28 protein-coding genes and 1 pseudogene are annotated in these 26,663 nt (G+C 66.9%); 15 read left to right on the plus strand and 14 right to left on the minus strand.

Annotation, left to right across the window (positions count from 1 at the left end):
* Positions 1-133: 133 nt before the first annotated feature.
* The 5 genes from ASD71_RS10335 (at position 134) to ASD71_RS10355 (ending at position 5,447) form a co-directional block, all read left to right on the plus strand.
* Entirely contained in the window at positions 134-1,402 is a 1,269-nt protein-coding gene (locus ASD71_RS10335; RefSeq protein WP_056562901.1) for a carboxylesterase/lipase family protein, read from the plus strand.
* A 71-nt stretch (positions 1,403-1,473) separates the two neighbouring features.
* Positions 1,474-2,421, plus strand: coding sequence for a tripartite tricarboxylate transporter substrate binding protein (locus tag ASD71_RS10340; RefSeq protein ID WP_056562905.1), 948 nt, complete (start codon positions 1,474-1,476; stop codon positions 2,419-2,421).
* A gap of 130 nt (positions 2,422-2,551) precedes the next feature.
* On the plus strand, positions 2,552-3,529 hold the full coding sequence (locus tag ASD71_RS10345) for a tripartite tricarboxylate transporter substrate binding protein (protein WP_056562909.1): 978 nt from the start codon (positions 2,552-2,554) through the stop codon (positions 3,527-3,529).
* Positions 3,526-4,482 carry a BMP family protein gene (locus ASD71_RS10350; RefSeq protein ID WP_056562911.1) on the plus strand — a complete coding sequence of 319 codons (957 nt, stop codon included), beginning with the start codon at positions 3,526-3,528 and terminating at the stop codon, positions 4,480-4,482. Before ASD71_RS10345 ends, ASD71_RS10350 begins: the two co-directional genes overlap by 4 nt.
* A gap of 161 nt (positions 4,483-4,643) precedes the next feature.
* On the plus strand, positions 4,644-5,447 hold the full coding sequence (locus ASD71_RS10355) for an aspartate dehydrogenase (RefSeq protein WP_056562916.1): 804 nt from the start codon (positions 4,644-4,646) through the stop codon (positions 5,445-5,447).
* Positions 5,448-5,594: 147 nt separating this feature from the next.
* Here ASD71_RS10355 and ASD71_RS10360 read toward each other — a convergent pair whose 3' ends face one another.
* Together ASD71_RS10360 and ASD71_RS10365 are read right to left on the minus strand one after the other, a co-directional pair.
* Positions 5,595-7,430: an ABC transporter ATP-binding protein/permease gene (locus ASD71_RS10360; protein WP_056562919.1), complete on the minus strand. Its 1,836-nt coding sequence runs from the start codon at positions 7,428-7,430 to the stop codon at positions 5,595-5,597.
* 133 nt (positions 7,431-7,563) lie between these two features.
* Complete coding sequence (locus ASD71_RS10365; RefSeq protein WP_056562924.1) at positions 7,564-8,451, minus strand: LysR family transcriptional regulator; 888 nt, start codon at positions 8,449-8,451, stop codon at positions 7,564-7,566.
* Between the two features lie 133 nt (positions 8,452-8,584).
* Between ASD71_RS10365 and ASD71_RS10370 the strand changes: the two genes are divergently transcribed.
* From ASD71_RS10370 to ASD71_RS10390, 5 genes are all read left to right on the plus strand, one after another.
* Positions 8,585-9,421 carry an amidohydrolase gene (locus tag ASD71_RS10370; RefSeq protein WP_056562928.1) on the plus strand — a complete coding sequence of 279 codons (837 nt, stop codon included), beginning with the start codon at positions 8,585-8,587 and terminating at the stop codon, positions 9,419-9,421.
* Positions 9,418-10,398 carry a tripartite tricarboxylate transporter substrate binding protein gene (locus tag ASD71_RS10375; RefSeq protein WP_056562934.1) on the plus strand — a complete coding sequence of 327 codons (981 nt, stop codon included), beginning with the start codon at positions 9,418-9,420 and terminating at the stop codon, positions 10,396-10,398. Before ASD71_RS10370 ends, ASD71_RS10375 begins: the two co-directional genes overlap by 4 nt.
* 166 nt (positions 10,399-10,564) lie before the next feature.
* A complete protein-coding gene (locus ASD71_RS10380) occupies positions 10,565-10,948 on the plus strand; it encodes an RNA-binding S4 domain-containing protein (RefSeq protein ID WP_056562937.1) in 384 nt (127 codons plus the stop codon).
* Entirely contained in the window at positions 10,948-11,310 is a 363-nt protein-coding gene (locus ASD71_RS10385) for a translation initiation factor Sui1 (RefSeq protein ID WP_056562939.1), read from the plus strand. Before ASD71_RS10380 ends, ASD71_RS10385 begins: the two co-directional genes overlap by 1 nt.
* Positions 11,311-11,336: 26 nt before the next feature.
* On the plus strand, positions 11,337-11,687 hold the full coding sequence (locus tag ASD71_RS10390; protein WP_056562942.1) for a DOPA 4,5-dioxygenase family protein: 351 nt from the start codon (positions 11,337-11,339) through the stop codon (positions 11,685-11,687).
* A 4-nt stretch (positions 11,688-11,691) separates the two neighbouring features.
* Here ASD71_RS10390 and ppk2 read toward each other — a convergent pair whose 3' ends face one another.
* Positions 11,692-12,888, minus strand: coding sequence for a polyphosphate kinase 2 (gene ppk2 / locus ASD71_RS10395; RefSeq protein ID WP_056562945.1), 1,197 nt, complete (start codon positions 12,886-12,888; stop codon positions 11,692-11,694).
* Between the two features lie 141 nt (positions 12,889-13,029).
* Between ppk2 and ASD71_RS10400 the strand changes: the two genes are divergently transcribed.
* Positions 13,030-13,527, plus strand: a complete 498-nt coding sequence (locus ASD71_RS10400) for a hypothetical protein (protein WP_056562948.1) — start codon at positions 13,030-13,032, stop codon at positions 13,525-13,527.
* Here ASD71_RS10400 and ASD71_RS10405 read toward each other — a convergent pair.
* On the minus strand, positions 13,502-14,692 hold the full coding sequence (locus tag ASD71_RS10405) for a PLP-dependent aspartate aminotransferase family protein (RefSeq protein WP_056562951.1): 1,191 nt from the start codon (positions 14,690-14,692) through the stop codon (positions 13,502-13,504). The genes ASD71_RS10400 and ASD71_RS10405 overlap by 26 nt on opposite strands.
* Positions 14,693-14,832: 140 nt before the next feature.
* On the opposite strand from ASD71_RS10405, the gene ASD71_RS10410 reads away from it, so the two are divergent.
* A complete protein-coding gene (locus tag ASD71_RS10410; RefSeq protein ID WP_056562954.1) occupies positions 14,833-15,855 on the plus strand; it encodes a hypothetical protein in 1,023 nt (340 codons plus the stop codon).
* Between the two features lie 33 nt (positions 15,856-15,888).
* Here the strand turns inward: ASD71_RS10410 and ASD71_RS10415 are convergent, their stop codons facing one another.
* The 4 genes from ASD71_RS10415 to ASD71_RS10430 form a co-directional block, all read right to left on the minus strand.
* Positions 15,889-16,545, minus strand: a complete 657-nt coding sequence (locus tag ASD71_RS10415) for a methionine ABC transporter permease (protein ID WP_056562956.1) — start codon at positions 16,543-16,545, stop codon at positions 15,889-15,891.
* On the minus strand, positions 16,526-17,629 hold the full coding sequence (locus ASD71_RS10420; RefSeq protein WP_056562959.1) for a methionine ABC transporter ATP-binding protein: 1,104 nt from the start codon (positions 17,627-17,629) through the stop codon (positions 16,526-16,528). The genes ASD71_RS10415 and ASD71_RS10420 overlap by 20 nt, the downstream gene beginning before the upstream one ends.
* A gap of 6 nt (positions 17,630-17,635) precedes the next feature.
* Complete coding sequence (locus tag ASD71_RS10425; protein WP_235512192.1) at positions 17,636-18,397, minus strand: MetQ/NlpA family ABC transporter substrate-binding protein; 762 nt, start codon at positions 18,395-18,397, stop codon at positions 17,636-17,638.
* A gap of 298 nt (positions 18,398-18,695) precedes the next feature.
* A complete protein-coding gene (locus ASD71_RS10430; protein WP_235512089.1) occupies positions 18,696-19,121 on the minus strand; it encodes a CopD family protein in 426 nt (141 codons plus the stop codon).
* Positions 19,122-19,310: 189 nt separating this feature from the next.
* Here ASD71_RS10430 and ASD71_RS28620 point away from each other — a divergent pair, with 189 nt between their 5' ends.
* Positions 19,311-19,670, plus strand: coding sequence for a pentapeptide repeat-containing protein (locus ASD71_RS28620; RefSeq protein ID WP_369818964.1), 360 nt, complete (start codon positions 19,311-19,313; stop codon positions 19,668-19,670).
* Here ASD71_RS28620 and ASD71_RS28625 read toward each other — a convergent pair.
* From ASD71_RS28625 to ASD71_RS10460, 6 genes and pseudogenes are all read right to left on the minus strand, one after another.
* Positions 19,609-20,115: pseudogene (locus tag ASD71_RS28625) on the minus strand (DUF2242 domain-containing protein); the annotation flags it as partial. The gene ASD71_RS28620 and the pseudogene ASD71_RS28625 overlap by 62 nt on opposite strands.
* 206 nt (positions 20,116-20,321) lie before the next feature.
* Entirely contained in the window at positions 20,322-21,512 is a 1,191-nt protein-coding gene (gene blaAMZ / locus ASD71_RS10440) for an AMZ family class C beta-lactamase (RefSeq protein WP_056562972.1), read from the minus strand.
* A 109-nt stretch (positions 21,513-21,621) separates the two neighbouring features.
* Positions 21,622-22,938 carry an amidohydrolase family protein gene (locus ASD71_RS10445; RefSeq protein ID WP_056562975.1) on the minus strand — a complete coding sequence of 439 codons (1,317 nt, stop codon included), beginning with the start codon at positions 22,936-22,938 and terminating at the stop codon, positions 21,622-21,624.
* Between the two features lie 108 nt (positions 22,939-23,046).
* On the minus strand, positions 23,047-23,832 hold the full coding sequence (locus tag ASD71_RS10450) for an alpha/beta fold hydrolase (RefSeq protein ID WP_056562979.1): 786 nt from the start codon (positions 23,830-23,832) through the stop codon (positions 23,047-23,049).
* Entirely contained in the window at positions 23,829-24,410 is a 582-nt protein-coding gene (locus ASD71_RS27630; protein WP_082578854.1) for a fumarylacetoacetate hydrolase family protein, read from the minus strand. The genes ASD71_RS10450 and ASD71_RS27630 overlap by 4 nt, the downstream gene beginning before the upstream one ends.
* Positions 24,411-24,593: 183 nt before the next feature.
* Complete coding sequence (locus ASD71_RS10460; protein WP_056562982.1) at positions 24,594-25,568, minus strand: GlxA family transcriptional regulator; 975 nt, start codon at positions 25,566-25,568, stop codon at positions 24,594-24,596.
* 171 nt (positions 25,569-25,739) lie between these two features.
* Between ASD71_RS10460 and ASD71_RS10465 the strand changes: the two genes are divergently transcribed.
* Both ASD71_RS10465 and ASD71_RS10470 read left to right on the plus strand, forming a co-directional pair.
* Complete coding sequence (locus ASD71_RS10465; protein ID WP_056562985.1) at positions 25,740-26,096, plus strand: DUF1428 domain-containing protein; 357 nt, start codon at positions 25,740-25,742, stop codon at positions 26,094-26,096.
* A 40-nt stretch (positions 26,097-26,136) separates the two neighbouring features.
* The gene (locus ASD71_RS10470) at positions 26,137-26,634 is read left to right on the plus strand and encodes a VOC family protein (RefSeq protein ID WP_056562988.1); all 498 of its coding nucleotides are present in this window, start codon (positions 26,137-26,139) and stop codon (positions 26,632-26,634) included.
* Positions 26,635-26,663: the final 29 nt, after the last annotated feature.

Here is a 26,663-nt window from a genome sequence, read left to right on the forward strand (position 1 = left end):
CCAGCCATGCGCGTTGCGCATGGCTATGTTCAAAACCGGAATGCCCGGCGCGGCACTTTCCTCCCTACCATTAGTCCGGCGGCAGCACAGATTGCCGCCGCTGGTCGATGAACAACGATACAAGGGGCAGGATATGAGTGAACGCGTGAACGCGGCGCTGCGCACTGGCACGCTGGTGGGCGTGCGCGACGGCGGCGTATGCCGCTATGGCGCCATTCCGTATGCGCAGGCGCCCGTGGGCGAACTGCGCTTTGCGCCGCCGCAGCCGGCGGACATTCGCGGCGAATTCGACGCCACGGGCACCGGTCCCGTCCCGCCGCAATTGCCCTCGCGCCTGCGTGGCGCCATGGGCGACTTCAACGCCGAACAATCCGAAGACTGCCTGCACCTGACGGTATGGACGCCGGCGGCAGACGGCAAGCGCCGTCCCGTGGTCGTCTGGCTGCATGGCGGCGCCTGGCAAAGCGGCGGCGGTGCGCTGGACTGGTACGACGGCGCCCGCCTTGCCGAACGCGGCGATGTGGTCGTCGTGGCGGTCAACTACCGGCTGGCGGCGCTGGGCTGGCTGTACGTGTCGGGCCAAACGGCCAACGTCGGTCTGCTGGACCAGGAGCTGGCGATCGACTGGGTGCTCGCCAACATCCAGGAGCTGGGTGGCGACCCCGCGCGCGTCACCGTCATGGGGCAGTCGGCGGGCGCCTCGTCGATCTGCGCGATGCTGGCGCGCCAGCCGCGCTTCTCCCGCGCCATTCTGCAAAGCGCCGCGCTGGGCCGCGGTTTTCGCAGCGCGCAGCAGGCCGACGCGCTGGGACAGGTTTATCTGCGCGCGGCCGGGGCCGAATCGCTTTCGGCGGCGCGCGAGCTGCCGGTGTCCGAGCTGCTGGCGGCTCAGCAAGCACCCGAGGTCGTGCAGGCGCTGCGGGCCGAAGGCAGCAGTCGCAGCCTCTTCACGCCCGTGCTGGACGGCCAGGTGCTGCCGCACGAGATCGCACCCGCGCTCTTGACCGCCGCCGGCCGCGCGGATGTGCTGGTCTGCTACACGCGCGACGAGATGGCTGCTTTTCCGGACCATGGCACGGACGCCGCCAGCCAGGAGATGGGCGACGCCGTGTTCGGCGCGCCGTCCCGGCTGTGGGCCCGGCAGGCCGTGGCACAGGGCCGCAATGCCTGGCTGGCGCGCTTTGACGTCGCGCCGGCGGACCGCTTCGGGGCCTGCCACTGCATCGAACTGCCGTTCGTGTTCGACACCCTGCAGGCCTTTGCCGATGCCCCGATGCTGGCCGGCCTGCCTGCCGCGCAGGGCGAGCAGCTGACGCGCCAGACCCAGGCCGCATGGCTGGCGTTCATCCGGGGCGACGCGCCGGATTGGCCGCAGGCCCCGCACATGCAGATCCTGGCCTGAGCCCGCTCCGCCATACGGAGGCGCTGGCCTTGCCGCCGCGCCCCGCACACCAACGACACAAGGGGAATTTCATGTTCAAGCAAACCGTCCTTGCGCTGGCGCTTGCGCTGCCGATCGCCGCCACCGCAGCCTATCCCGACAAGCCGGTCAAGATCATCGTGTCCAATCCGCCCGGCGGTCCGGTCGACGTCATGCTGCGCGTGCTCGCCAGCAAGCTGGGCGCGGCCTGGGGTCAGCCCGTGGTCGTGGAAAACAGGCCGGGCGCTTCGGGCATCATCAGCACGGGCGCGCTGGTCAAGTCGCCGCCCGACGGCTACACGCTCGGCATGGTCGTGGCGTCGTCCGTGACCATCGTGCCGTTTGCGGTGGACAGCCTGCCGTTCGACACGCAGAAGGACCTGCAGCCCATCTCGCTGGTGGCGCGCACGCCGTTCATCTTTATCGTGCCCAAGGACAGCCCGCTCAAGACCTGGGAAGACTTCGTGCGCGAAAGCAAGACGCGAAACCTGAGCGTGGGCTCGTTCTCGATCGGCACCGCGTTTCATCTGGTCTGGGAACAGACGGCGCGGCGCGCGGGCATCAAGGCGCTGTACGTGCCGTCATCCTCATCGGGCAAGACGCAGAACGACCTGATCGGCGGACAGCTCGACGTGGGCCTGGACGCGCCGTCCAGCTCCAAGGGCCTGATCGACAGCGGACGGCTGCGGGCGCTGGCCATCACCAGTCCGCAACGCTTTGGCGGCCTGCCCGACACGCCCACGCTGAAGGAGTCGGGGCTGGACTACGCGCCGCAGCCGTGGATTGGCCTGATGGGACCAGCGGGCATCCCGAAGGATCGCGTCGCGCAGATCCAGAAGGCGGTGACCGACATCCTGAAGGACCCGGCCATGAAGGCGCAGATGGAAACGCTGGGCATGATTCCGATCGGCAGCTCGCCCGAGGAACTGGCGGCAACCATCGAGGCCGACCGCGCCGAGATGGGACCGCTGATCAAGGAGCTGGGCATCAAGCTGCAATAGCGCCGACCAATATCGCGTCGGTTGCCAGGGCGGCATAAGCAAACGGCTACAAATTCTTTGTCAGCCGCCGCCCCGCTTCTTACAGTGTGCGCCTTTGCCGCGATGCGGCCGCACGACAGAAGCGTTTGCCATGCCGATTTCCCGACGCAAATTCCTGCTTGCCAGCACCCTGGCGCTGCCGCTTGCGCGGCCACGCCTGGCGCGCGCGTCCGACTGGCCCGCGCGTCCCATTCGCCTTGTCGTCACGTTTCCGCCCGGCGGCGCCAGCGACATCGCCGCGCGCGTCATTGCGCCCGTGCTGGCCGAACGGCTGGGCCAGTCCATCGTCATCGAGAACAAGCCCGGCGCGGGCTCGACCATCGGTGCAAGCCTCGTGGCGCAGTCGCCGGCCGACGGCTACACGCTGCTGATGTCGAACTCGGCGCCCCTGTCAATTTCGCCGGCGCTGATGCCGCAAGCCGGGTACGACGCGCTGGCAAGCTTTCGCCACATCGCCTACCTGGGCGCGGTGCCCACGGTGTTCGTCGTGCACCCTTCCGTGCCAGTGTCCAGCCTTGCCGAACTGACGTCCTGGATCAAGGCGCAGGACCAGCCGGTGCAATACGGCAGCGGCGGGCTGGCGTCGGTGGGACAGATCGTGGGCGAACTGTATTCGCGGCAGACGGGCGCGCCGCTGCAGCACATTCCGTACAAGGGCTCGGGCGCCATGCGCAACGATCTGCTGGGCGGACAGATCCGGATGGCGGTGGACGCCCTGCCGCAAAACCTGCCCTTCCTGCGTTCGGGGCAGCTGCGCCTGTTGGCCGTCACCACGCAGCAGCGCGTGCCACAGGCCCCGGGCATCGCTTCGGTTGGCGAACTGGGGTATCCGGGTCTAATCGCGGAAAACTTCATCGGGCTTTCGGCGCCCGCGGGCCTGCCTGACGCGGTGGCGGCGCGGCTGCATGCGGAAGTCGGATCCGTGCTGGGCAATCCGGACATCCGAGCCAAGCTCGAAGGCCAAGGTTTCGTGCTGACGCAGAAGACGCCGGCGGAATTCACCGATTTCGTGCGCCGCCAGGCCGATAGCTGGGGGCCAGTGGTGCGCGCGACGGGAGCCAGCCTGTGAGCGCGCGCCGTCTGCTTGTGCTGTTCGGCTTTCCCGGCCGGGGCGGCTTCAACGAGGCCGCGCTGCAGGGGGCCGAGCGCGCGGGACGTGCGGGCCATGCGCTGCACGCGGAGTGGGTCGCGGCCACCGACCCGGCCACGCGCGCCGAGCGGCTTGCGCAGTTGTGCAATGGCAATCCGGACCTGGTGATCGTGCACGGCGGCCAGGGCGATGCGCCGGTGGCCGAGGTTGCGCCGCATTTTCCGCGTACGCAGTTCGCGATCACACAGGGCAGCCATACGGCCGCCAACGCCGCGAGCTATGAAATTCTGCAGGAGCATTCCGCGTTTCTTGCGGGGATTTTGGCCGGCTTGCGTGCGGAGGGAGATGGGACGGAAGGCTGCCCCTCGGATGGCCGACCCGCGGGTGGCCGCCCCGCCCATCTCTCCGGCGAGCGCGTCCGGCCCGGTCTGAAGGGCCGCGCCGCATTTGCCGACGGCGTGCGCCGCGTGACGGGCCGGGATCCGCTGACCGGGTTCTGCGGCAATCAGCACAACCCGGACCTGGGCGAGGCCTGGACGCGCGCGCTGGCCGCGCAGCGAGCCAGCGTGCTGTTCGCGATGATGGATGGCGGCCGCGATGGCGTCACGCGTGCCTGCCGCGAAGCCGGCATCTGGCAGATCGGCAATGTGCTGGATTGGGTGGCTCGCGATCCAGAAGTCTACCTGGCATCGGCGCTGGCGGACTCCGGACTTTGCGTGGAACGCGCAGCGTCGGATCATGCGGCAGGCGCGCTGGCCGTCGGGCGCATCACGCGCTTCGGCCTGGAGGCAGACGCCTCGTTGCGGCTGGTGCTGGGCGCGGAAGTCACCGCTTACGAACGGCGCGAACTGGACGCGTGGTCTGAGCGCCTGGCATCCGGCGAGATCGAGATTGCCAGCCACTACGACGGCGAGGAATTTGCACTGTCGTAGATGCCGTCGCCATGCATCACCGCGCGCTCGTGTCTTGCGGGCATCCCGCATTGACGCGTCGCCATGCCGTGGCTACAGTGGCCGGCAGTCTTGCGGCGCCCGCTTCGCCGCATTCCCGAACCGCCCACGGTCCCGCCGTTGGCTCAACACACCGGATACCCATGAACAGCTTCCGCGTCGGCATCGCCGGCTTCGGCGCCATCGGCCAGGCCGTGGCGCAAACCCTGGATGCGGGCCTGCCCGGCCTGACGCTCGCCGCCGTCGCGGTGCGCGATCCCAACGCCCCGCCCGCCTTCGGCTGGAAGAACGGCGCGCCCACGTTCACCACCATTGGCGGCCTGGCCGAGCACTGCGACGTGGTCGTGGAATGCGCGCCCGCTGCCGTGTTCCGCGACATCGCCGAACCCGTGCTTCGCGCCGGCAAGAAGATGGTCGTGCTCAGTTCCGGCGCGCTGCTGCGCCACGAAGACCTGATCGGCATCGCGGGCCAGCACGGCGGCCAGATCATCGTGCCGTCGGGCGCCATCCTGGGCCTGGACGCCATCACCGCCGCCGCCGAAGGCGTCATCCATTCCGTCACGATGATCACCCGCAAGCCGGTGCGCGGCCTGCTCGGTGCGCCGTACCTCACCGAGAACAACATCGACATCGAAGGCATCACCGAACCGCGCCTGATCTTCCGCGGCTCGCCGCGCGAGGCCGCTGTCGGTTTTCCGGCCAACCTCAACGTGGCCGTCAGCGTGTCGCTGGCAGGCATCGGTCCGGACCGCACCACGCTGGAAATCTGGGCGGATCCTTCGCTCGAACGCAACGTGCACCGCGTCGAGGTCGTGTCCGATTCCGCCTCGTTCTCGGTTGAAATCCAGAACATCCCGTCCGCCAATCCCAAGACCGGACGCATCACCGCGCAAAGCGTGATCGCCGCGTTGCGCAAGCTGACCGGACCGCTGCGCGTGGGCACCTGATTTTCGGTAAAGCGCATAAAAGGCCGCTGCATGCGGCCTTTTTTTGCATCTTTGTTTGGTCCGGTGTCAGACACCCTTGTGGCGCCTTATCTGCGGGGCGGTCACTTCTGACGGGTGTCAGACACCTTGCAGATTCCCCTGCACTCTTTATGCCGCCGCTCTGCGCAGCGCATCGCCGTGGCGGGTCGCCGGCATCGGGCCGACCTTCCAGCGGCCCGTTCCATCCAGATCCAGCCGCTGCGTATGGAAAGCATCCAGCGTGCTGCGATGCCCCACGCTGACCAGCATGCTGTCCGGCAGCGCGTCGCGCAGCAGGCTGTACAGCATGTGCTCCAGTCCCTCGTCCGTGGCCGACGTTGCTTCGTCCAGAAACACCAGCGCCGGCCGGTTGTACAGCACGCGCGCAAACGCGATGCGCTGCTGTTCACCCAGCGACAAGACGCGCGACCAGTCGTGCACCTCGTCGAGGCGGCTGGCCAGATGCCCCAGATTGACCTGCCTGAGCGCGTCGGCCAGACGCGCGTCGTCGGCCGGCTGCGCCAGTCCCGGATACGCCACCGCGCCGCGCAGGTCACCCAGCGGCAGATAAGGCCGCTGCGACAGGAACAATGCGGCGTCGCCCTGCGGCCGCCGCACCGCGCCGCTGGCATACGGCCACAGGCCCGCCAGCGCGCGCAGCAAGGTGGTCTTGCCGCTGCCCGACGGGCCCTTGATCAGCAGGGCCTGACCGGGATGCAGGCGCAGGTTCAGGTTTTCCAGGAGACGCGCGCCGTCCGGGCGCGACACGTCCAGGCCTTCGATCTGCAGGCCGTCCGGCAGGGCTTGCGTCTGCACCTGCGGCAGCGCACGCGCGGCCTCGTTGGCATCCAGGAATCCGTTTAGCCGGTCGAGCGTGGCGCGGTACTGCGCGAACGTGTCGTACGAACTGCGAAAGAACGACAGCGATTCCTGGACCTGCCCGAACGCCTGCGAGGTCTGCATGACATCGCCCAGCTTGATCGCGCCGCTGAAGAAACGCGGCGCCTGCAGGATGAACGGAAACACCACCGCGATCTGGCTGACCGACAGGTTGAAGCCGTCGAACTTCAAACCCCGGTACACGCGCTGCCAAAGATTGGCGATGTAGGACGTGAAGCGGGTCCACAAGGTCGCGCGCTCGACTTCCTCGCCCTGATAGAACGCGACGTTCTCGGCGTTCTCGCGCAGGCGGACCAGCGCATACCGGAAGTTGGCAGTCAGTCGCTCGGACAGGAAATTCAGCTTGATCAGCGGGCGGCCGATCTTGAAGGCCAGCCACGTGGCCACGATGACGTAGAGGTACACCACGAACACCATGGCGCGCGGGATTTCAACGCCGCCCAGCGTCAACGGACCAGACAGCCCCCACAGGATCGACGTAAAGGCCACCAGCGATACGATCGCGCTCAACGCGCCGATGGCCAGCGTGCGCGAGCCCGTCACGAACTGCGCGATGTCCTGCTCGATCCGCTGGTCGGGGTTGTCGACGGGCTCGGCCAGGAAGTGCCCGCGATAGTAGGCGCCCGCGCCCAGCCAGTCGCGCGTCAGCCGCTCGTTCAGCCAGACGCGCCAGTGGATATCGAAAGCCTGGCCCACGAAGCTGTCGGCCAGACTGCGCACCACATGCACGGTGGCCAGCACGGCGAAGATGCCCAGGAAGTGCCAGAAGACAGTCTGATCCAGCGCCTGCAGGGCGCTGTAGAAGCCGTTGTACCAGAACGAAAACAGCACGGTCATGCGGACCGCGAACATTGCCAGGAACAGCAGCAGCGCCAGCGTCAGCATCGGACGCCAACTGCGGCGGGGCGTGAGATACGGCCAGGCCAGACGCCAGAATTTGCGGCCCCATACGGTGGTGCGGGTCAGTACAAGTGTGACCAGCGCCAGCGCGACGGCGGAGATGCCGAATGCGCGCGCGAGCCACAAGGCGCTTTCCGCAAGTTGCTGCTGCCAATTCAGATCCATGAGCCCGGAACCTCGCGATGACGTTCCTGGTTAGACGACGGGATCGGCGGCAGTTCCGGCAAAAATGATGTCTTAAGCCTCGCTTAAGTCTTTTTGAAGGACGTTGAAGGCACGTTGAAAGGCGATCGCCACTTTATTCAGACCCAAGATCCAGATTGGCGAACAGATCCGCCAGTGTAGGCACACTGCGCGCCGGCCAGATCGCGCTCAAGTCGAAACTGGGCAGCCGTTCTCCATCGCGCACTTCGCAAAAGCGCACACCCCGAAATCCCATGGACCGGATCCAGCTGGGCAGCAGGGCCACGCCGCAGCCGCCTGCCACGCACGACAGCACCGTCAGGGTAAGGCTTGCCTCCTGGTTCACGTGCGCATCGTGTCCGCCCTTGCGCATGGCGTCCAGGATGTCCGCATAAAATGCCGGCAACTGTGCCTGCGGGTACATCACCAGGCCTGCCTGCGCGATCTGCGCCATCGACACCTTGCCGTCGGCCTCGACTTCGAATTCGTCGGGCACGGCCGCCACCAGCCGGTCGCGCAGCAACTGGCGTTCGCGCATGCGGCCGCCCACGGCAACGGGCGTGTGCATCAGGCCGATGTCGATCTCTCCGGTCTGCAACGCCTCGGCCTGTTGGGCGTTGCTCATTTCGCGCAGGATGATGCGCACGCCGGGCGCCTGTTTGCGCATCTGGCGCAGCGCGCGGGGCAAGGTGTCAAACAGCGCCGAGGACACCAGCCCGACCGTCAACTGCCCAGCGCTGCCGCGCCCGATCTCCCTGGCGCGCCGGGCCGCCGCGTCGATCCGCGCGACGCTGGCGCGCACGTCTTCCAGGATGGCCTGCGCGGCGGGCGTGGGCGTCGTGCCCTGCCGCGACCGCTCGAACAGCCGCACGCCCAGGTCTTTCTCCATGCGTGTCAACGCCTGGCTCAGCGCGGGCTGCGCGATGCCCAGCCAGTCCGAGGCACGGCTCACGCTGCCGTGATCCACCACCGCCAGGAAGTACCGCAGATGCCGGGTTTCCATATCGTTCCAATATATTTAAAGCGCCTTTCCACAATGGAAAACTATACCCCGACTTCCTAGAATCCCGACTTACAGAACATTACATAGCGCGTCGCCGTTCCGAGAGAGCGGCGCGCCGCATGAGGAGACTAATTTGCCCTCGCCGATCCCAGGCGCCGCCGTCGACACCCACGCCCACGTGTTCCACCAAGGCCTCGCCTTGGCCAACACGCGCCGCCACACGCCGGACTACGACGCCACGCTGGCCGAATACCTGGGCCTGCTGGACGCACACGGCATGAGCCATGGCGTCCTGGTACAGCCAAGTTTCCTGGGCACGGACAACAGCCATCTGGTCGAGGCGCTGCGCGCCGCCCCTGCCCGCCTGCGCGGCGTGGCCGTGGTGGCGCAGGATGCCGCCGAATCCGAATTGCAAGTCCTGGCCGACGCCGGCGTGGTCGGCATCCGTCTGAACCTTTTCGGCCTGGACACGCCCGATCTGCGGACGCCGGCGTGGCAGGCCCTGCTGGCCCGCGTCAATGCGCTGGGTTGGCATGTGGAAGTGCACCTGCAGGCCGCGCGCCTGGATGGCGTGTTGCCGGCATTGCTGGCGGCCGGCTGCCGCATCGTGGTCGACCATTTCGGCCGCCCGGATCCCGCGCTCGGCGTCCTGGACGCAGGCTTCCAATACTTGCTGCGCCAGGCGGACAGCGGCCGGATCTGGGTGAAGCTGGCCGCGGCGTACCGCAACTGGGCCGCCCCGGCCTGCGCCGCCTCCGGCCGGCTGGCCACGCAGCAACTGCTGGACGCCTACACCCCCGAACGCCTGATGTGGGGCAGCGACTGGCCCCATACCGAACATCGCCACCTGGCGTCCTATTCCGCCGCGACGCAGTGGCTGGACGCCTGGATCGACGACCCCGCGCAACGGCGCACCGTGCTTGCCGACACGCCGTTGCGGCTATTCCAATTCCAAGGAGACGCTCCATGACCCCTCTGTTCAAACGCCTGGCGCACCGTAGCGCGCTGTTCGCCGCCGCCGGCCTGTTGGCTGGCGCCGCGCAAGCCGCCTACCCCGAACGCGCCGTCACGCTGGTCGTGACGTACCCGCCCGGCGGCACCGTGGACGTGGTGGCCCGCCTGATCGGCCCGAAGCTCGCGGCTGAACTCGGCCAGCCCGTCGTCATCGAAAACCGCGGCGGCGCCGGCGGCATGATCGGCGGCGCGGTCGTCGCCAAGGCCAAGCCCGACGGCTACACGCTGATGCTGGACGCTTCCAACCACGCGCAAAACCCCGCGCTGCACAGCAAGATGCAGTTCGACACGCTGTCGGCCTTCGCGCCCGTGTCGCTGCTGCTGCGCGTGCCCAACGTGCTGGTCGTCACGCCGTCGTATGAAGTGAAGTCGGTCGGCGACCTGATCAAGCTCGGCCAGCCCGATGCCAAGGAACCGGTGTACTTCGCGTCGGCCGGTCCTGGTTCCGCCCAGCACTTGGCGGGCGAGCTGTTCAACCTGCTGGCCAAGACGCAGCTGCAGCACGTCGCGTACAAGGGTGGCGGCCCGGCCATGATCGACGTGATGTCGGGCCAGGTCCCGGTCATGTTCGCGAGCATGGGCTCGGCCTGGCAGCACGTGAAGAACGGCAAGCTGCGCGCCGTGGCCGTCGGCGGCCTGGAACGCTCGAAGACCGCGCCCGAACTGCCCACCATCGCCGAATCGGGCGTGCCGGGCTACGAAACCTACGAATGGAACGCCGTGTTCGCCCCGGCCGGCACGCCGCCCGCGATTGTCGAGCAGGTCTCGCAGGCGCTGGCCAAGGTGCTGAAGGATCCCACGATCGCCGAACAGCTTGCCGGCATCGGCGCCGAGCCCATCGGCTCTACGCCCGCCGAACTGGACACGTTCCGCCGCGCCGAGATCGAGAAGTGGCAGCGCGTCGTGAAGGAAGCAGGATTGAAGCTGGATTGAGTACTGCCGGGCCCAAAGGCCCGGACACCGCGTAGCCGGTTTGCGGCGCTCTTCGGGGCGCCGCTTTTTTTTTGACTTGCGCATGGCGACGCGCCGGCCGGCACGCCCGGCCACCGGCCGGCGCTATCATGACGCCTTGACCAGTTTTACCGCAGGAACCCGCAGGATGGACAAGATCCGGCTCGACAAATGGCTTTGGGCCGCGCGCTTCTACAAGACGCGTAGCCTGGCTTCGGAAGAAATCGGCAAGGGCCGCGTGTTCGTCAACGGACAGCCCGCCAAACCCGCGCGCGAAGTCGGCGCGGGCGACGTCATCACGGTCCGCAAGGAAGACCCCGCCGTGCAGGTTCGCGTCGTCGCCGTCAGCGGCGTGCGAGGGCCCGCGCCGGTCGCGCGCCAGCTTTACGAAGAGACGCCCGAAAGCGTGGCCGCCCGCGAACGCGCCGCCGAAATGCGCCGGCTCGCGCCGGAACCGGCGCTGGGCATCGAAGCGGGGCGCCCCACCAAGCGTGACCGGCGTCTCATCGACCAGATGCGGGGCAAGTCCTGATGAAGCGCACCGCAACGGGCGGCCTGGTCTATTCCACCGAAACCGGCCGCATGTGCCCGCAATGCCGCCAGCCGGTCGCGCAATGCCAGTGCAAGACGGCGGCCGGAAAAGTCCCTGCAGGAGACGGCGTGGCGCGAGTCTCGCGCGAAACCAAGGGCCGCGGCGGCAAGAGCGTGACGCTGATGCGCGGGCTGGCGCTGGCGCCCGACGCCTTGAACGCGTTGGGCAAGCAGCTGCGGACCGCATGCGGTTCGGGCGGCACCGTCAAGGACGGCGTGATCGAGGTGCAGGGCGACCATTGCGACCGCATTCTCGACGCGTTGATGAAACAGGGCCGCCGCGCCAAGCGCGCGGGCGGCTGAACCGTATCAGGTATCAGGACAGAACGATGGAAATTTCCGTGACCGACGTCGCGAGCTGGCATGCCCATGTGTACTTCGACGCGGCACGCCGCGACGTCGCGTTCGCCCTGCGCGAACGGATCGTCGCGACGTTTGACGGCAAGATGGAAATGGGGCGCTTTCATGAGCGCCCCGTGGGTCCACATCCGCAATGGAGCTACCAGATTGCGTTCGGCCCGGAACATCTGGCCGAGATCGCCACGTGGCTCACGCTGAACCACGGCGCGCTGGATGTTTTCATGCACCCGAACACCGGCCATTCGCTGCGCGACCACCGCGACTGCGCCGTGTGGATCGGGCGCAGCCACGTGTTGAACCTGGCTGCGCTGGGAGGCTGACGGCCTACAGCGCGCGGCCCACGATCAGCGAATCCATCGCCATCTGCGGGTCGTCGCTCTTGCCCTCGTACGGCAGGCGGCTCAGCACATAGCGCATGGCGTTCAGGCGGGCGCGCTTCTTGCAGTCGGACTTGACCACGATCCACGGCGCATCGGCGGTGTCGGTGTGGGCAAACATGGCTTCCTTGGCGCGCGTGTAGTCGTCCCACTTGTCCAGCGATGCCAAGTCCACCGGGCTCAGCTTCCATTGCTTGAGCGGATGCACCTTGCGTTGCTGGAAGCGGCTGCGCTGTTCTTCCTGGCTGACCGAGAACCAGAGCTTGATCAGCGTAATACCGCTGCTGACCAGATGGCGCTCGAAATCGGGCGTCTGGCGCAGGAACGCCAGGTATTCGTCCTGCGAGCAAAAGCCCATTACGCGTTCGACGCCGGCGCGGTTGTACCAGGAGCGATCGAACATGACGATCTCGCCCGCAGTCGGCAAGTGCTGCACGTAGCGCTGGAAGTACCACTGGCCCTTTTCGGTGTCGGACGGCTTTTCCAGCGCGACCACGCGAGCGCCGCGCGGATTCAGGTGTTCCATCATGCGCTTGATCGTGCCGCCCTTGCCCGCGGCGTCGCGCCCCTCGAACAGGATCACGACACGCTGGCCGGTTGCCTTTACCCACGCTTGCAGCTTCAACAATTCGACCTGCAGCTTGTACTTCTGCTTTTCGTAATTGCGCCGCAGCATGCGATGGCGATATGGATAAACGCCCTCGCGCCAATCTCCGGCCAGTTCATCGTCGGGATTGCGTCGCGCCCCGCGCGTTTGCCGGTTGGCGTCGAGCAACGCGCGGTGCACCGCTTGCGCATCGTCGGGCGACAGCGCATCGATGACGGTGCGCAAGGCCTCGTGGGCCTCGCCCGGGTTGCCGACCGTGTAACGGCTGGCGATATCGGCCAGCACTGCCGCAGTCTCCTGCCGCGCCGCGTCCTGCCGCGCCGCCACGCGCTTGCGCAATTGAAGGGCCGGTTCAACGGCGGGGGCGATGCCCGCGCCTGCAGCCCCGGCCGGCGTCGCTTCACCCCTGACGGCACGCTTGGCGGGCGCGCGGCGGTCGCTGGCCGTGCGCTTGGCGGCGCCCTGGGCGCTGGCGGGCCGCTTGGCGGGTGCCGCCTGGGTGTCTTGATCGGGGGCTTGGGATGTCTTGTCGGTCATTGGTCCTATCCTTGCTGCGCAAACATCAACCCTAACTGTTGCCAGGGCGCGCGGAATTGATGGCGATCAATGGTTGTAACATTTTTTCACGAACCCGGCCCCATTACACTGCACCTCCCTCATCCCCTCATTCGCGACACCATGTGGTCACGCATCAAGCGATGGTTTGCCGGGCCGCCGGCAGCCGAAGATCCCTTGCAGGAAATCGTGCGCTTCGATGACGCCGGCCTCACGCGGTCGGGCGAACTGGCGCACGCGATGGGCCTGCAGCAGTTCTGGCCCTGGCAGGACGTTCATGAGTTCGGGTTCGCGTTCACCCAGGCGATCTATCCGGACCCTTGGTTTGGCGACTACATGGAAAGCCTGTGGTTCGTTCGCGTGGCCAACGAAGACGGCGGGCTGATGCGGATGGAGTTTGACGAGCGCGTGCTGGACATCGGCAACTTGCCGCCCGCCCTGCTACGCAACATGCCGGGACTGGACATGGACGTGCTGCGCGCAGGCCTGGCAACCGCCCAGCGCGGCCTGCGCCACTACGAGGGCGAAGGCGAGTGGGTGGCGTGGCGGCGCGACGATGTCCCACCCCCCGCCACACCGCCCGCCGCGCCGCCGCCTACACCCGATCCAGACCCTGCTTGAGATCCGCCAGAATGTCCTCGGGCGTTTCCAGCCCGACCGACAGCCGCAGCAAGCCCTCGGACAGCCCATAGCGCTCGCGGTCCTCGGCCGAGTAGCTGGCATGCGTCATCGACGCCGGATGCTGGATCAGCGTCTCGGGATCGCCCAGGCTGACGGCGATGCGCGCCAGCTTCAGGCTATTCAAGAGCGTTTTTCCGGCCACCAGACCGCCTTTCAGCTCGAACGCCACCAGGCCGCCGCCCGCCGCCTGCTGGCGCTGCGCAATGTCGGCGCCCGCCGTGCCGGCCAGGCCCGGATAGAACACATCGGCCACCGCCGGATGCTCGCGCAGCAGCTTGGCCACCCTCAGCGCGGATTCGCTATGGCGCTGCACGCGCAGCTCCAGCGTCTTGATCCCGCGCAGCACCAGAAACGCCGTGAAGGGCGACAGCGTCGCGCCCGTGAAGTAGCGCAAGCCTTGCAGCCGGATGGCGTCGATGTGCTGCTTGCGGCCCAGCACGGCGCCCGCCAGCAGGTCGCCGTGCCCGCCCAGGTATTTGGTGGCCGAATGCAGCACGATGTCCGCGCCATGTTCAAGCGGACGCTGCAGCACCGGCGTGGCAAAGGTGTTGTCCACGATGGTCAGCAGCCCCTTGCCGCGCGCGATGGCCGAGATGGCCGCAATGTCCACGAGGCGCAGGTTCGGATTGGCGGGGGTCTCGAAGTACACCGCCCGGGTCTTGGGGCCGATGGCGGCGGCCACGGACTGCGGCTGCGTGAAATCCGCGAACACGGCGCGCACGCCGAATCGGGACAGCCCCTGCGTGAATAGCGTGAAGGCCGTGCCGTAGACGATCTGGTCAACCACGATCTCGTCCCCGCTTTGCAGCAGCGAGAACAGGGTGGCCGAAATGGCCGCCATGCCCGAGGCCGTCACCACGCCGGCCTCGGCGCCTTCCAGCGACGCCAGCCGCTCTTCCAGCAGCGCCTGCGTCGGATTACGCGTCCGGCCGTAGACATAGCCTTGGGCCTCGCCGAGCCGGATCCGGTCAAAGGCCTCGATACTGTCTTGCGTGTAGGTGGACGTCAGATACAGCGGCGGCGACAGCGCCCCCTGTTCGTCCAGCGGGTCGTAGCCCAGGTGAATGGCGCGGGTCGCAAAGCCCTGCTGCGCGAGGTCGGTCATGGTTGTCACTCCTGTCATGGGTGGGTGCAGGGGCGCATCGCGCCTGCCTGGAAATCGGAAATCGCCGCAGATCCGCGGCATTGACGGGGCCGAAGCGAGTCTTTACAGTCAAACGCCGTATCTCCGTTTTCGTGCGCGACATGAACGACCCGCAAGCGCCCGCCGCGGCCGCCGGCCCGGCGGTTATCCCCGCGAAGCCGCCCCAACCCGGTTGGCTGCTCAAGGCCGCCACCTGTCTGGTCTATTCCGCGATGTTGGCGTGGGCCGTCTACAGCAGCCGGCCCGCCACCATGCTGGACGTCGCCAAGCTGGCCTTCGGCGGCGCCATTCTTCTGGGCCTCATCCTGTTTGCCGTTCTGGGCGTCTTTTCGATCTGGACCCGGTTTCGCACGCCGCGCAACCGCTTGCGCATCATGCTGGGCGCGGGGGTGTGCCTGCTGGCCGCCGTGGCCGGGCCGCTTGCCGAGCGCACCCACGACAACCGCCAGCGCGACATCGCCAACACCGAAATCCGCAAGGCCATCGACGCGCTGCGCCTGCAGGCCGGCGGCGGCAGCGGCGCGCCCGAAGACGTGCCCGCCATCGACCCCTCGCCCAAGGCCACCGGTCCGTACGGCGAAATGGAACGGGCCATGAAGACCATCGCGGGCGAACGGCTGGCGCAGCATCGCGCGTACCTGCAGGAACTCAAGGAAATCGGCCTGCCCAAGCTGTTCGACGCCCGGCGTCTGGCGCGCGACTCGGGCCTGATCGAAAGCCGTCTGATCCTGGAACAGGCCGAACAGCTCGTGCCCGGCTACCGCGAACAAAGCATGGACGTGTTGAACGGAATGCCTGCGCTGGTGCGCTCGCTGACCATCGCCGAACCGGAAAAGGACAAGATCCTGAAGGCGTTGCAGGACTCCCGCGCGGCCAGCGAAGAAAAACTGGCGCGCGTCTGGGACCTGGAAACGCAGATCCTGCATGAATTCGGGCTGATGATCACGCTGCTCGATGACAACCGGCAGTTCTGGTACGCGGACCGGGACGAACTGATGTTCGGCCGCGATGCCGACCTGGCGCGCTTTCATCAGCACCAGGACGCCGTCAACCGGCTGGCCGGCGAGCAGGAGCGGCTGGCGACGCAATCCCTGGCGGCCATGCCGCAGGCGCCATTGCGCTGAACCAGAGGACGCTTCGCGCGCGACTCGCATCGTTCACCGCTTGTGGTCGGCGCGGCGCGACAGCCACTCGCCGATGAACTGCACGATCGACACCAGCGCGATCAGGATGACGATCACCTCAAACATCACCCGCGTCTCGTAACGCTCGTAGCCGTAGCGGATCGCCAAGTCGCCCAGGCCGCCCGCCCCCACCGCGCCGGCCATCGCCGACGCGTTGATCATGGCGATGACGCTGACCGTCATGCCGCCGATGATGCCGGGCAGGGCCTCGGGTAGCAGCACGTGACGCACGATGTGCCAGCGCCGGCAGCCCATGGCGCGCGCCGCCTCGACCAGACCGTGGTCCACGTCGTTCAGGCTGACCTGCGCAATGCGTGCAAAGAATGGAATCAGGTTGGCCGACAGCGGTACGATGGCCGCCCAGGTGCCTAGCGTCGTGCCCACCAGAAAGCGCGTGAACGGCAGCATCGCGACCAGCAGGATGATGAACGGGATGGCGCGAAACGTGTTCACCGTGATCGACAGCGCCTTGTTGAAACGCGGACGCGGGTAGAGATTGCCCGGCGCGGTGATGGTCAGCACCACGGCCAGCGCCAGGCCGGTCGCGATGGCAATGGCGGCGGAAATGCTCACCATCGTCAGGGTCTGCAGGAACGCCTGCAGGTACTTGTCAAGCATCGGTAGCGACATAGCCCAGCACCTTGATCTGATCGGCCACCAGCGCGGCGCGCGCGGCCTCTTCCTGTAAAGCGTGCGCGGGCACAGACACCAGCAGACTGCCCTGCGCATGGCCGCGCAGCCGGTCCAGCCCGCCGTGCAGCAGCGTGGCGCCCGGGCCCATCGCGGCCAACGCCTGCAGCGACACGCCGTCTGGCCGGCCTTGTCCGGTGAAGCGCAGGCGCAGCACGGCGACGCCGGGGCGACCTTGCAGGTCCGGCACCAGCCGGGCCGCCAGGTCCGCGGGCAGGTCGTGTTGAAGCGGCCGCAGCAGCGCGCGCGTGGCATCCGCCTGTGGGTTGCCGAACACGCGCCACACCTCGCCCAGTTCGACGTTGCGGCCGCCGTCCAGCACCAGCACCTTGTGGCAGACCTCGCGGATCACGGCCATGTCGTGCGTGATCAGTACGACGGTCAGGCCCAGGTTGCGGTTGATGTCCAGCAGCAGACCCAGGATCGATTGCGTGGTCTCGGGGTCCAGCGCCGATGTCGCCTCGTCGCACAGCAGGATCTCGGGCTCGTGGACCAGTGCGCGCGCGATGCCGACGCGCTGCTTCTGGCCGCCGGACAGCTTAGCCGGATACACGTCGGCCTTGTCCCGCAGGCCCACCATGTCCAGCAGCGCGTCCACCCGCGCCCGCGCGGCCGCGGGCTTTACGCCGGCCACGCGCAGCGGCAGCGCGACGTTCTCGGCCACCGTCTTGGCGGACAGCAAGTTGAAGTGCTGGAAGATCATGCCGATCCGGCGGCGCAGGCCGACGAGCGCATTCTCGTCCAGGCTGCCCACGTCCACGCCGTCCACCCGCACGCGGCCGGCGCTGGGGCGTTCCAGCATGTTGATCGAGCGCAGCAGCGTCGACTTGCCCGCGCCGCTGCGGCCGATGATGCCGAATACCTCGCCGCGCGCAATCGAAAACGACACATCCGACAACGCCGCGACGGGGCCCGCGGGCCCTTGATATTGCTTTTGCAGCCCCTCGAACACGATGTGCGCGTCGCGCGCCGGCGATTGCGCTGCGCCGGCCGCTTCCGCGGCCAGGGAAAGTTCGCGTTGCATCTTGGCTCAGAAGACCGGGATCACCGAGCCGTCGAACTTGGTCAGGATGAACTGGCGCACTTCTTCCGAGTGGTACGCCTTGACCAGCGCGGGTACCCACGGCGCGTCCTTGTCCTTCTCGCGCACGACGATGATGTTCACGTAGGGGTTGTTCTCTTTCTTCTCGACCGCGATGCCGTCGCGCGTGGCGATCAGTCCGGCCTGGTATGCAAAGCTGTTAACGATGGCGGCGGTGTCCACGTCGGGCAGCGAGCGCGCCAGCACGACCGATGCGCTTTCCACGAAGTTGAGCTTCTTGGGATTGGACGTCACGTCGGCCAGCGTGGCGGTGCCGGTGGCCGGGTCGAAACCGTCCTTCAGCGTGATCAGCCCTTGGTCGCGCAGGATGACCAGCGCGCGCGTCTGGTTGCTTGGGTCATTGGGAATGCCCACCTTCGCGCCATCCGGCAATTCCTTGAGCGACTTGTATTTCTTGGAATAGAACGCGATGGGCGAGATCAGCGTGTTGGCGACCGGCACCAGCTTGTAGCCGCGCTGCTTGATCTGGTCGTTCAGGAAGGGAATGTGCTGGAAGGCATTGGCCTCCAGGTCGCCGTTGTTCAGGGCCTCGTTCGGGCTGGCGGTGCCGGTGATGACGACGGGCTCGACGGCCAGGCCGTTTTTCTTGGCTACCTGCGTCACCACTTCCCAGATCTGCTCGTCCACCCCGCCGCGCACGCCCACCTTGAGCGGCTTCGGGTCTGCCGAGAACGCCGGGCCGTGGAACATCGCCGCCGAGGCCAGCACCGCGCCCAAGAGGCGCTTGAACAGCGGCGTCCATGCCATGCGCGATTGCCGCGCGCCGTGGGAAACGCCTGCATCCGAAGAAGCCCCGGCGGCAAGAATACGCATAGTCATGATGGAATCGCCTCTAAGTCAACGCAGTTATGAGAGAGACGATTCTAGGGACGGGACTTATGCGCGCGAACGAATAGTTGGTTGAGTCGTTATTACGGGGTTTTTTGGATATGGCGCGTTGGCATATGGGGCGCCGGGCAGGTGCCGGACGAGCAGTCCGGCCAGTCGTTCAGAACGGCTTGACCACTACCAGCGTCACGATGGCCGCCGCCGCCAGCACGACGTACGGGGCCTGCAGGTCGATCAAGGGCGGGCGCTTGCCGCTACCGCCCGCCATGCGCCGCAGCGATGCGCTTTGCATGCCGAGCAACCCCGACAGGCTTAGCGCAAAGGCCACCTTGATCCAGATCCAGTTCATCGCGAACCACCCGAACGTCATGGCCAGATGCAGGCCGATGAGCCAGGTGATGACCATGGCGGGCGTGGTGACAAAGAGCGTCCAGCGGCGCAGCGCGTGGAGCATCTTGCGCTCCTTTGGCGCGTCTTCGCCGTCCTGCGGCTGCGAGGTCAGAAGGAACAGGGCAACGAAGAGCGAGCCGCAAAGCCACGCGACCGCGGCCGCGACGTGGGCCATCTTGAGGAGTTGGTATGTCATGGGCGGCATTATCGCCGCCCGCGGCAGACCGGCGCGGCGCCTCGGCGCGGGCAGTTTGCGCTACGGCAAACTGCGCAACCGTCGATGCGCCGGGGGTAAAGCGTCAGTTGCCGGACTGCGGCGCAGCGGGCGCGGCAGGCGATTCTGCGGCAGGCGACCCTGCGGCAGGCGATCCTGCGGCAGGCGATCCTGCGGCAGGCGACCCTGCGGCAGGCGACCCTGCGGCAGGCGACCCTGCGGCAGGCGACCCTGAGGCGGGCGTTCCTGCGGCAGGCGCTCCCGCCGCCGGCGTACTTGCCGGCGCCCCATTGGCCGCCGGCGCCGGCTTGTCGCCGCCGGCCTCAGCCGGATTCAGCGTATCCGCCGGCGCATTCGGCGCCACCACCGGGTCGGCCGGCGCGGGCGCGGGCTTGGGCGCGGCGCCCTTCGTCCGCACGGGCGGCTCCGGCGGCTTGGCGGCCGCCTGTGCGTCCGGCAGGAACCGCTGCAACAGCTGGAAGAACCCGTCATAGAACTTGGGCCGCGTCACCGTCTGGCTGGCGGTCTTGACCAGCGAGTCGTCACTGCCGCCAAAGGGCATCGACACCTGCCCCAGCACGCTGACCCCCACGCTGGCCGAGTTGCCAGTGCGCTTGATCGAATAGCGGTCCTGCACGGCGTTCGCAAACACGGTTGTGCGGTCGCTCGCACTGCCGTCCGACGCGCACTCGATGTTGAAGCTGATCTGCGTATGCTGCCCGTCCTCGCCCTCGAAGTTCTTGTGGCCGGTAACGCGCGACGGCTCGAACTTGTCGATGAGATAGCCCTGGCTCAGCAAGGCCCGCCGGCCCGCATCACACGCGGCGCTGCTGGCCGCCGGAACGCTGCGAGAGTAGGTATCCGTTTGCGCGAAGTCCTCGCGCTCGTAGACGGGCTTGGGGGAAGAGCATCCGGCCAGGACGGCCGTCAGAGTGGCAAACAACGGAAAAACGAAGCGGCGGGTGACGCGAGGCATGAGAGGTCCGGCATGGGGCGACGACCTGCATTATCAGGCAAGAAAGCCGTTTGCTTAATGGGGACAGGCCAAGCCGGAGATATGTTGAAACAGGTTCGAACGCCTAGGGGCGACCTCCACCGACGATCCCCCTGCAAACTCGCGGACGCACCCATCAAGGCCCGCGTCGTAATTCGTATCGAATTCGGCGGGTCATCACTTCGGGGTCAACGCGCCGCTCGGGCCGGCGCCGGCTGCTTGTCCACCGCGCCGAGAATCTCCGCCGCCAACCGCACGCGCGCTTCGTTGGGATAATTGCGGTTGGCCAGGATGACGATGCCGAGCTTGCGCGCGGGCACAAACGCCACGTAGGCGCCAAACCCATTGGTCGACCCCGTCTTGTTGATCCAGGTCTCGCCCTGCGGCGCCAAAGGCGGCTGCAGCGCCTCTGCGGGATGGCTCTGGCTGTTCAGCGTCCCGGCGTTAGCCGTCAGCAGCGTGTCCAGCGCCACCGGATACGAAAACTGTTCCCACGCCATGTCCTGCGTCATGCCGCCCACCTCGTAATAGCCCACATGGGTATCCGCGAGGGCGCGGCGGATGTCCTTATCCAGCACGTCCATGTCCATGCCAGCTTCAACGTAGCGCAGCATGTCGCGCGCGGTGGACTTGACGCCATAGGCCTCGGCCGCCAGCACACCGGGATTGACGCGCACCGGCGCGCCCTGCTTGTTGTAGCCCTGCGCATAGCGCGACGCCTTGGCGGCGGGCACGTCGATGTACGTGCTGGTCAGGCCCAGTTTCGGAAACAGGTCCTTCTCCATTGCCTGCGCGAACGGCTGCTTCAGGCTCGCGGCGGCCACGACGCCCAGCATGCCGATGCTGGGATTGGCATACGAGCGATACGTGCCGGGCGCGTGTTCGGGCTTCCATGCCTTCAGGTATTGCATCAACTGCGCGTTGTCGCGCACGTCGTCGGGCACCTGCAATGGAAAGCCGCCCGTGGTGTGCGTGCCAAGGTTCACCAGCGTCAGCTTGGCGAACTCGGTCCCGGCAAGCTCAGGCACGAACCGCGCCGGACTGTCCGTCAGCGCCAACTGGCCCTTGGCCTGCGCATAGGCGGCAAGCGTCGCGGTGAAGGTCTTGCTGATCGACCCCAGTTCGAAGAGCGTGTCCCGATTGACCGCGCGTCGCGTCTCCAGCGACTCGACGCCGTAGGTGTAGAAGCGTTGGCGGCCCTGATGCGTGACGGCGATCACCATGCCAGCGATGTCGTGCTGCCGCATGACCGCGCGGGCCGCCTCGTTCACGACGCTGTCGATGTAGGGCAATTCAGAGCGGCCGAGGGCGGGGCCAGACACGGCGGCAAGAAGGCCGGCGCAAAGAAGGCCGGCGCAGAGGCGTCTACGGGTGTTCATGCAGCATTCTCAGGGAGGGGGACGGACAAGCCGGCGGAACGGGCGGCGATGCCGAATCGTACCGCGACGCGCGTCCGAACTGGCGTCTTTCCCCTCCCCGCGCGCTGCCTCAAGCCAAGGCCGGCTCCGCACGCAGCGGCTGGGCCGCATTCAAGTTCCCCGTGCCGTCCTGCACCGTGCCGCACATATCCTTGCAGACCTTCCCGTCCTTTACCACCAGAACGATCCGTTCCGGGTCGGCCAGCAGCGCCAGGTCGTTCAGCGGATTGCCGTCCACCATGACCACGTCGGCCAGATACCCGGGACGCAGCATCCCCAGTTCGTCAGGCCGCTGCATGATCTGCCCGCCCAGCCGCGTGGCCGCGACCAGCGCCTCGACCGGCGTCATGCCGATGTAGTCCACGAAGTACTGGAGGTCGTTGGCGTTCGTGCCGTGCGGCATCCACGCGAATCCGTAGTCGCCGCCCGGCAGAATGCGTATGCCGCGCTTGTGCATCTTGCGCAGGCTTTCCGCGGCGATTTCCAGTTCGCGCTTGTAGCCCATGCTTTCTGCAATCGCGGGGGTGATGCCGTAGTCCGACGCATGGAACGCGGTGCGGACCAGCCACCCGATGCCGGGCGCGACAAAATGCTTGTGCTTGTTGGCTTCCAGCATGTCCAGCGCTTCGTCGTCCGCGAAGCTGGCGTGATACACCATCTCGATGCCGTGGCGCACGCATTGCTTGACCGATTCGCTGGAACGCGCGTGGGCCGCGATCCGTTTGCCATACCGTTTGGCTTCCGAGGCCAGCATGGCGATTTCGTCTTCCGCAAAGGGCGACATCTCTGCCGGCAGGCCCGCGATGTATTCGCCCGACAGATTGATCTTCAAGTGGTCGACGCCGTACTTGATGAACGTGCGGACCGAGCGGCGGATTTCCTCGGGGCCGCTGCAAACGCTCCCAAAGCTCAGCTCCTCGAAATGCATGTGGGGCAGCGTGTTGTCGCCCAGCGCGCCGATGGTCGTGATCTCCTGGCTGCCGGCCAGGTAGCGCGGGCCCGGGCACTCGCCGGCGTTGATCGCATTGCGCAGCACCACGTCCAGCCGCGGCTTGGCCGCCGCCGCGCCGATGGCGGACGTCCACCCCATTTCCAGATAGCGCTTGGCCACGCGGACACACCACAGGATGTGCTCCTCGGGCGGCATGAACTGGATGGCCGCCAGCGTGGGCTGATCATTCCACGAGAAATGCGTGTGCGCCTCGGTCATTCCCGGCATCAGGAACCGGCCCTTGCCATCGACGACGCGCGCGCCGTCCCGGTTGATCCGTTCGGGCAGGCGCGCCACCTCGACGATGCGGCCGCCGTCGATCAGCAACTCTCCGTCAAAGACGTCGTCGCCGCTTCCGTCAAAGATGACGACGTTGGTAAATGCGATTCTGGACATGCGAGGTCTCCTCCTGGCCCGCGGGGGGTCAGAATTTTTTTATGAAAGGTGTTGGTGTGACGTCGGTGCTGCGGATCGGGTGCTGCAAAGCTCGCAGTCACCCGCGCTTCATCGGGCCAAGCCCGCGTGAAACGCCTGTAACGCTTCCACGCAAGCGCCCGGCTGCTCGAACGTGGTCCAGTGTCCGCAGTCCGCGACGACGGTGCAGCGGCTGTTTGGGATGCGCGCCGCCATGGCCTGCACGTTCGCGGGGGGTGCAACGCCATCTTCATCGCCCGTCACCAGCAGCACCGGCACGCCAAGGCGCTCAAGATCGGCGGACTTCGCGCCGGCCAGCGCCTCGCAGCTTCGCGCATACCCTTCCGGCGGCTGGCGCATCACGCTTTCCCGGACCAGCGCCAGCACCGCCGGTTGTTCCGCCTTGGTGCGGCGGCTGGTGGCGCCCTTGACGATGGCATCGGCGATTTCCTGCATGGCGGGTGCGCCCTGACGGGCCAGCGCCGCGCGCGCCCGGATGCCCGGTCTGCCCGCCTCCGGCGGTTCGGCCAGCGGCCCGAAGAGCGCCAGCGTCCGGACCCGGGCCGGCTCCTTCAACGCCAGATGCTGCGCGACGATGGTCCCCAACGAATGCGCCGCCACGTGCACCGCGCCGCAGTCCAGCGCGTTCAGCACCGAGACCAGCGCGTCGACATAGCCCGCGATGGACAGCTCGCCATCCGTCAAAGGGGATCTGGCGCTGCCGGGCAGATCGGGGCGGATGACCCGAAAGCCCGTCCAGGCGCCCATCAGCGGCGTCCAGGTGTTGGAGGAGCCGCCGAGCCCGTGAATGCACAGCAATGCGGGGCCGTCGCCGTCGATTTCCACCGACAGGCCCTTGATCGATGTTGTCGTCATGACGCCTCCTCCACGAATTGGTTCTCGACGCTGCCCAGCCCCTCGACCTCCACGCGCACCACGTCGCCGGCCACCAGATATCGGGGCGGCGTCATTCCCATGCCCACGCCCGCCGGCGTGCCCGTGGCGATCACGTCGCCCGGGTAGAGCGTGATGCCGCGCGAGATCGTTTCGATCAGGGTCGGGATGTCGAAGATCATGTTCTCCGTGGGACCATCCTGCCGGAGCTCGCCGTTGACCCAGCAGCGCACGCGCGTCCTGGTCCCGTCAAACGCATCCGCCGTGACGATCCACGGCCCCATCGGACAGAACGTATCGAACGACATGGCGGCCGGGTCGGCGTTGACGATCAGTTCCAGATTGACGCGGGCGTTGGCGCGCGTGGTCACGTCGACCACCGATATCGCGCTGGCCTTCACCCAGGTTTCCTGCGTGATTTCGCGGTTGATGCTGCCGATGCGTGTCAGCTCGAAATGCGACACGCCGGCCAGGGCCAGCAGCAGGACCAGGACTGCGCCAAAGCCCAGGCCCAGCCGGGTGCCAATGGAGAGATTGCCGAAATGGGTGCGGAGCTTCATGGGGTACCTCGGGAAAACCCCAGTCTAGGTTTCCCGACACATTTCGCAAACATTTGCACGCGGCGATGTTTGCGATTCCACAAAGACAACGAAGATAAGGCGTGGCGCAGCAACACTGCTGTAACGAGTTTGACCTTTACGCCCGCGCGGCAGCCCCGCACTCGGTGTGCAGCACTTACCGCGCTACTGATACCGCTCGCGATACCCCACGGGCGACATGCCGCAGTACTTGTTGAAGATGTCGCGAAAGGCCTTGGTGTCGTTGTAGCCCACTTCGTACATGACCTCGGCAACGCTTTTGCGCGAGGTTTCGAGCCGCTGCTTTGCGGCTTCCACACGCACGCGCTGGACGTATTCGACGATGCTGTTGCCGGTGGCCTGGCGGAAGCGCCGTTCCAGCGTGCGCCGGCCCAGCGCGTGGCGGCCGGCCAGTTCCTCGACGGTGATCTTTTCCTGGTAGCGGCCTTCGATGTAGTCCTGCACCGCCCGCACGATGTCGTCCGCGTGCGACTTCTGCCCCATGAATACTGAAAACGGCAACTGGCTCTGGCGGCTCCAGTCCAGCTGGAAATACTTGGCGCACCAGATCGCGGTGTCGCGGTCGGTGTACTTTTCGATCAGGTGCAGCACGAGGTGCGCGGCAGAAAATGCGCCCCCGCTCGTATAGACCCCGTTTTCCGCCATGACGACGCGATCGCTGGTCCAGCGCACCGTGGGAAAAAGACTGGCATAGAGGTTCTGCGCCACCCAGTGCACCACCGCCTGCTGCCCGTCGAGCACGCCGCCCGCCGCGAGCAGGGCGGCGCCCATGCACAGGCTGGCGACCTCGCCGCCATCGCGGTGATGGCGCGACAGCCATTCAATCAGCTCGCGGTTGGACAGTACCGCGTCCGACACCGATCCCAAGAGCGGCGGCGCGATGCAGATATCGATGTCGGTCGCGTCGGCCAGCACCATGTCGGCCTGCACCTTGATGCGTCCGTCGTCCAGGCTTACCTCGCGCGTCAGCGCCAGCGTGCGCACGTGAAACCGCGGCTCGCGGCCATGCGCGCGCAGGTATTCGTTGGCCACCATGAAGCCGTGGCGCGCGGTTTCCAGGGACGCAATATTGGTCCCCTTGGGCAGCAGGAACGCGACGTTTTTCATGTCGCCAAGCATACGCCTGCACGCTGACGCAATCCACCCGCAAGATTGTCGCAATTGCCTATCTGAAAGCCTCGCGGATCCCGATAAAGTGGCTCCTGCCGATCCAGAAATCCGGACGGCGGCCGAGGCGGATTGCGGACGTCCCGGCCCAAAACAGAACAACACGGACTCGAGGAGTGATCGATGGACAAGTACATAGACGGTTTCCTGCTGTGCGTACCCAAGGCCAACCTGGACACGTACAAGAAAATGGCCACGCACGCCGAGGGCATCTGGCGCGAACACGGCGCGCTGGATTACCGCGAAGGCGTGGCCGACGATATCGACGGCGAAGGCTTCGCGTCGTTCAGCGCCGCGGCCGGGGCGCGCGAAGGCGAAGTCGTGGTGTTCGCGTGGATCCTGTATCCCAGCAAGGAAGAGCGCAATCGCATCAACGCCAAGGTGATGTCCGACCCGCGCCTGGCGGAAATGTGCTGCGAGGGCGTATTCGACGTCAAGCGCATGTGCTGGGGCGGCTTCGCCACGCTGGTCGGCAACTAGCGCCCCGGGCGCAGCCATTCAACAACCCTGGAGACACATCATGGCCACCAAAGCAGCCAAGCCCATTCCCGACGGCATGCACACGCTGACGCCGCACATCATTTGCGAGGGCGCGTCCGACGCCCTCGCCTTCTACAAGAAAGCCTTCAATGCCGAGGAGCTGATGCGGCTGCCCGGACCCAACGGCAAGATCATGCACGCAGCCATCCGGATCGGCGATTCGGTCCTGATGCTGATGGATGATTTTCCGGAATGGGGCAGCCTGGGACCGAAGGCGCTCAAGGGCACACCCGCCGTGCTGCACCTGTATGTGACCGACGCGGACGCCGCGATCCAGCAGGCAGTCGCGGCGGGCGCACAAGTCACCATGCCCGCTGCCGACATGTTCTGGGGCGACCGCTACGGACAGGTGGTGGACCCGTTCGGTCACCGCTGGTCCATCGCCACGCACATGCAGGACCTCACGCCCGAGGAGATCCAGCAGAACATGGCGAAGATGGGGCCCACCGAAGGCTGCGGCGACCCTGCAAAACAATGATGGCGCGGCGTGACGCGGACCAAGCCGCG

The sequence above is a fragment of the Achromobacter sp. Root565 genome (assembly GCF_001427425.1).
GTDB lineage: Bacteria > Pseudomonadota > Gammaproteobacteria > Burkholderiales > Burkholderiaceae_B > Achromobacter > Achromobacter spanius_D.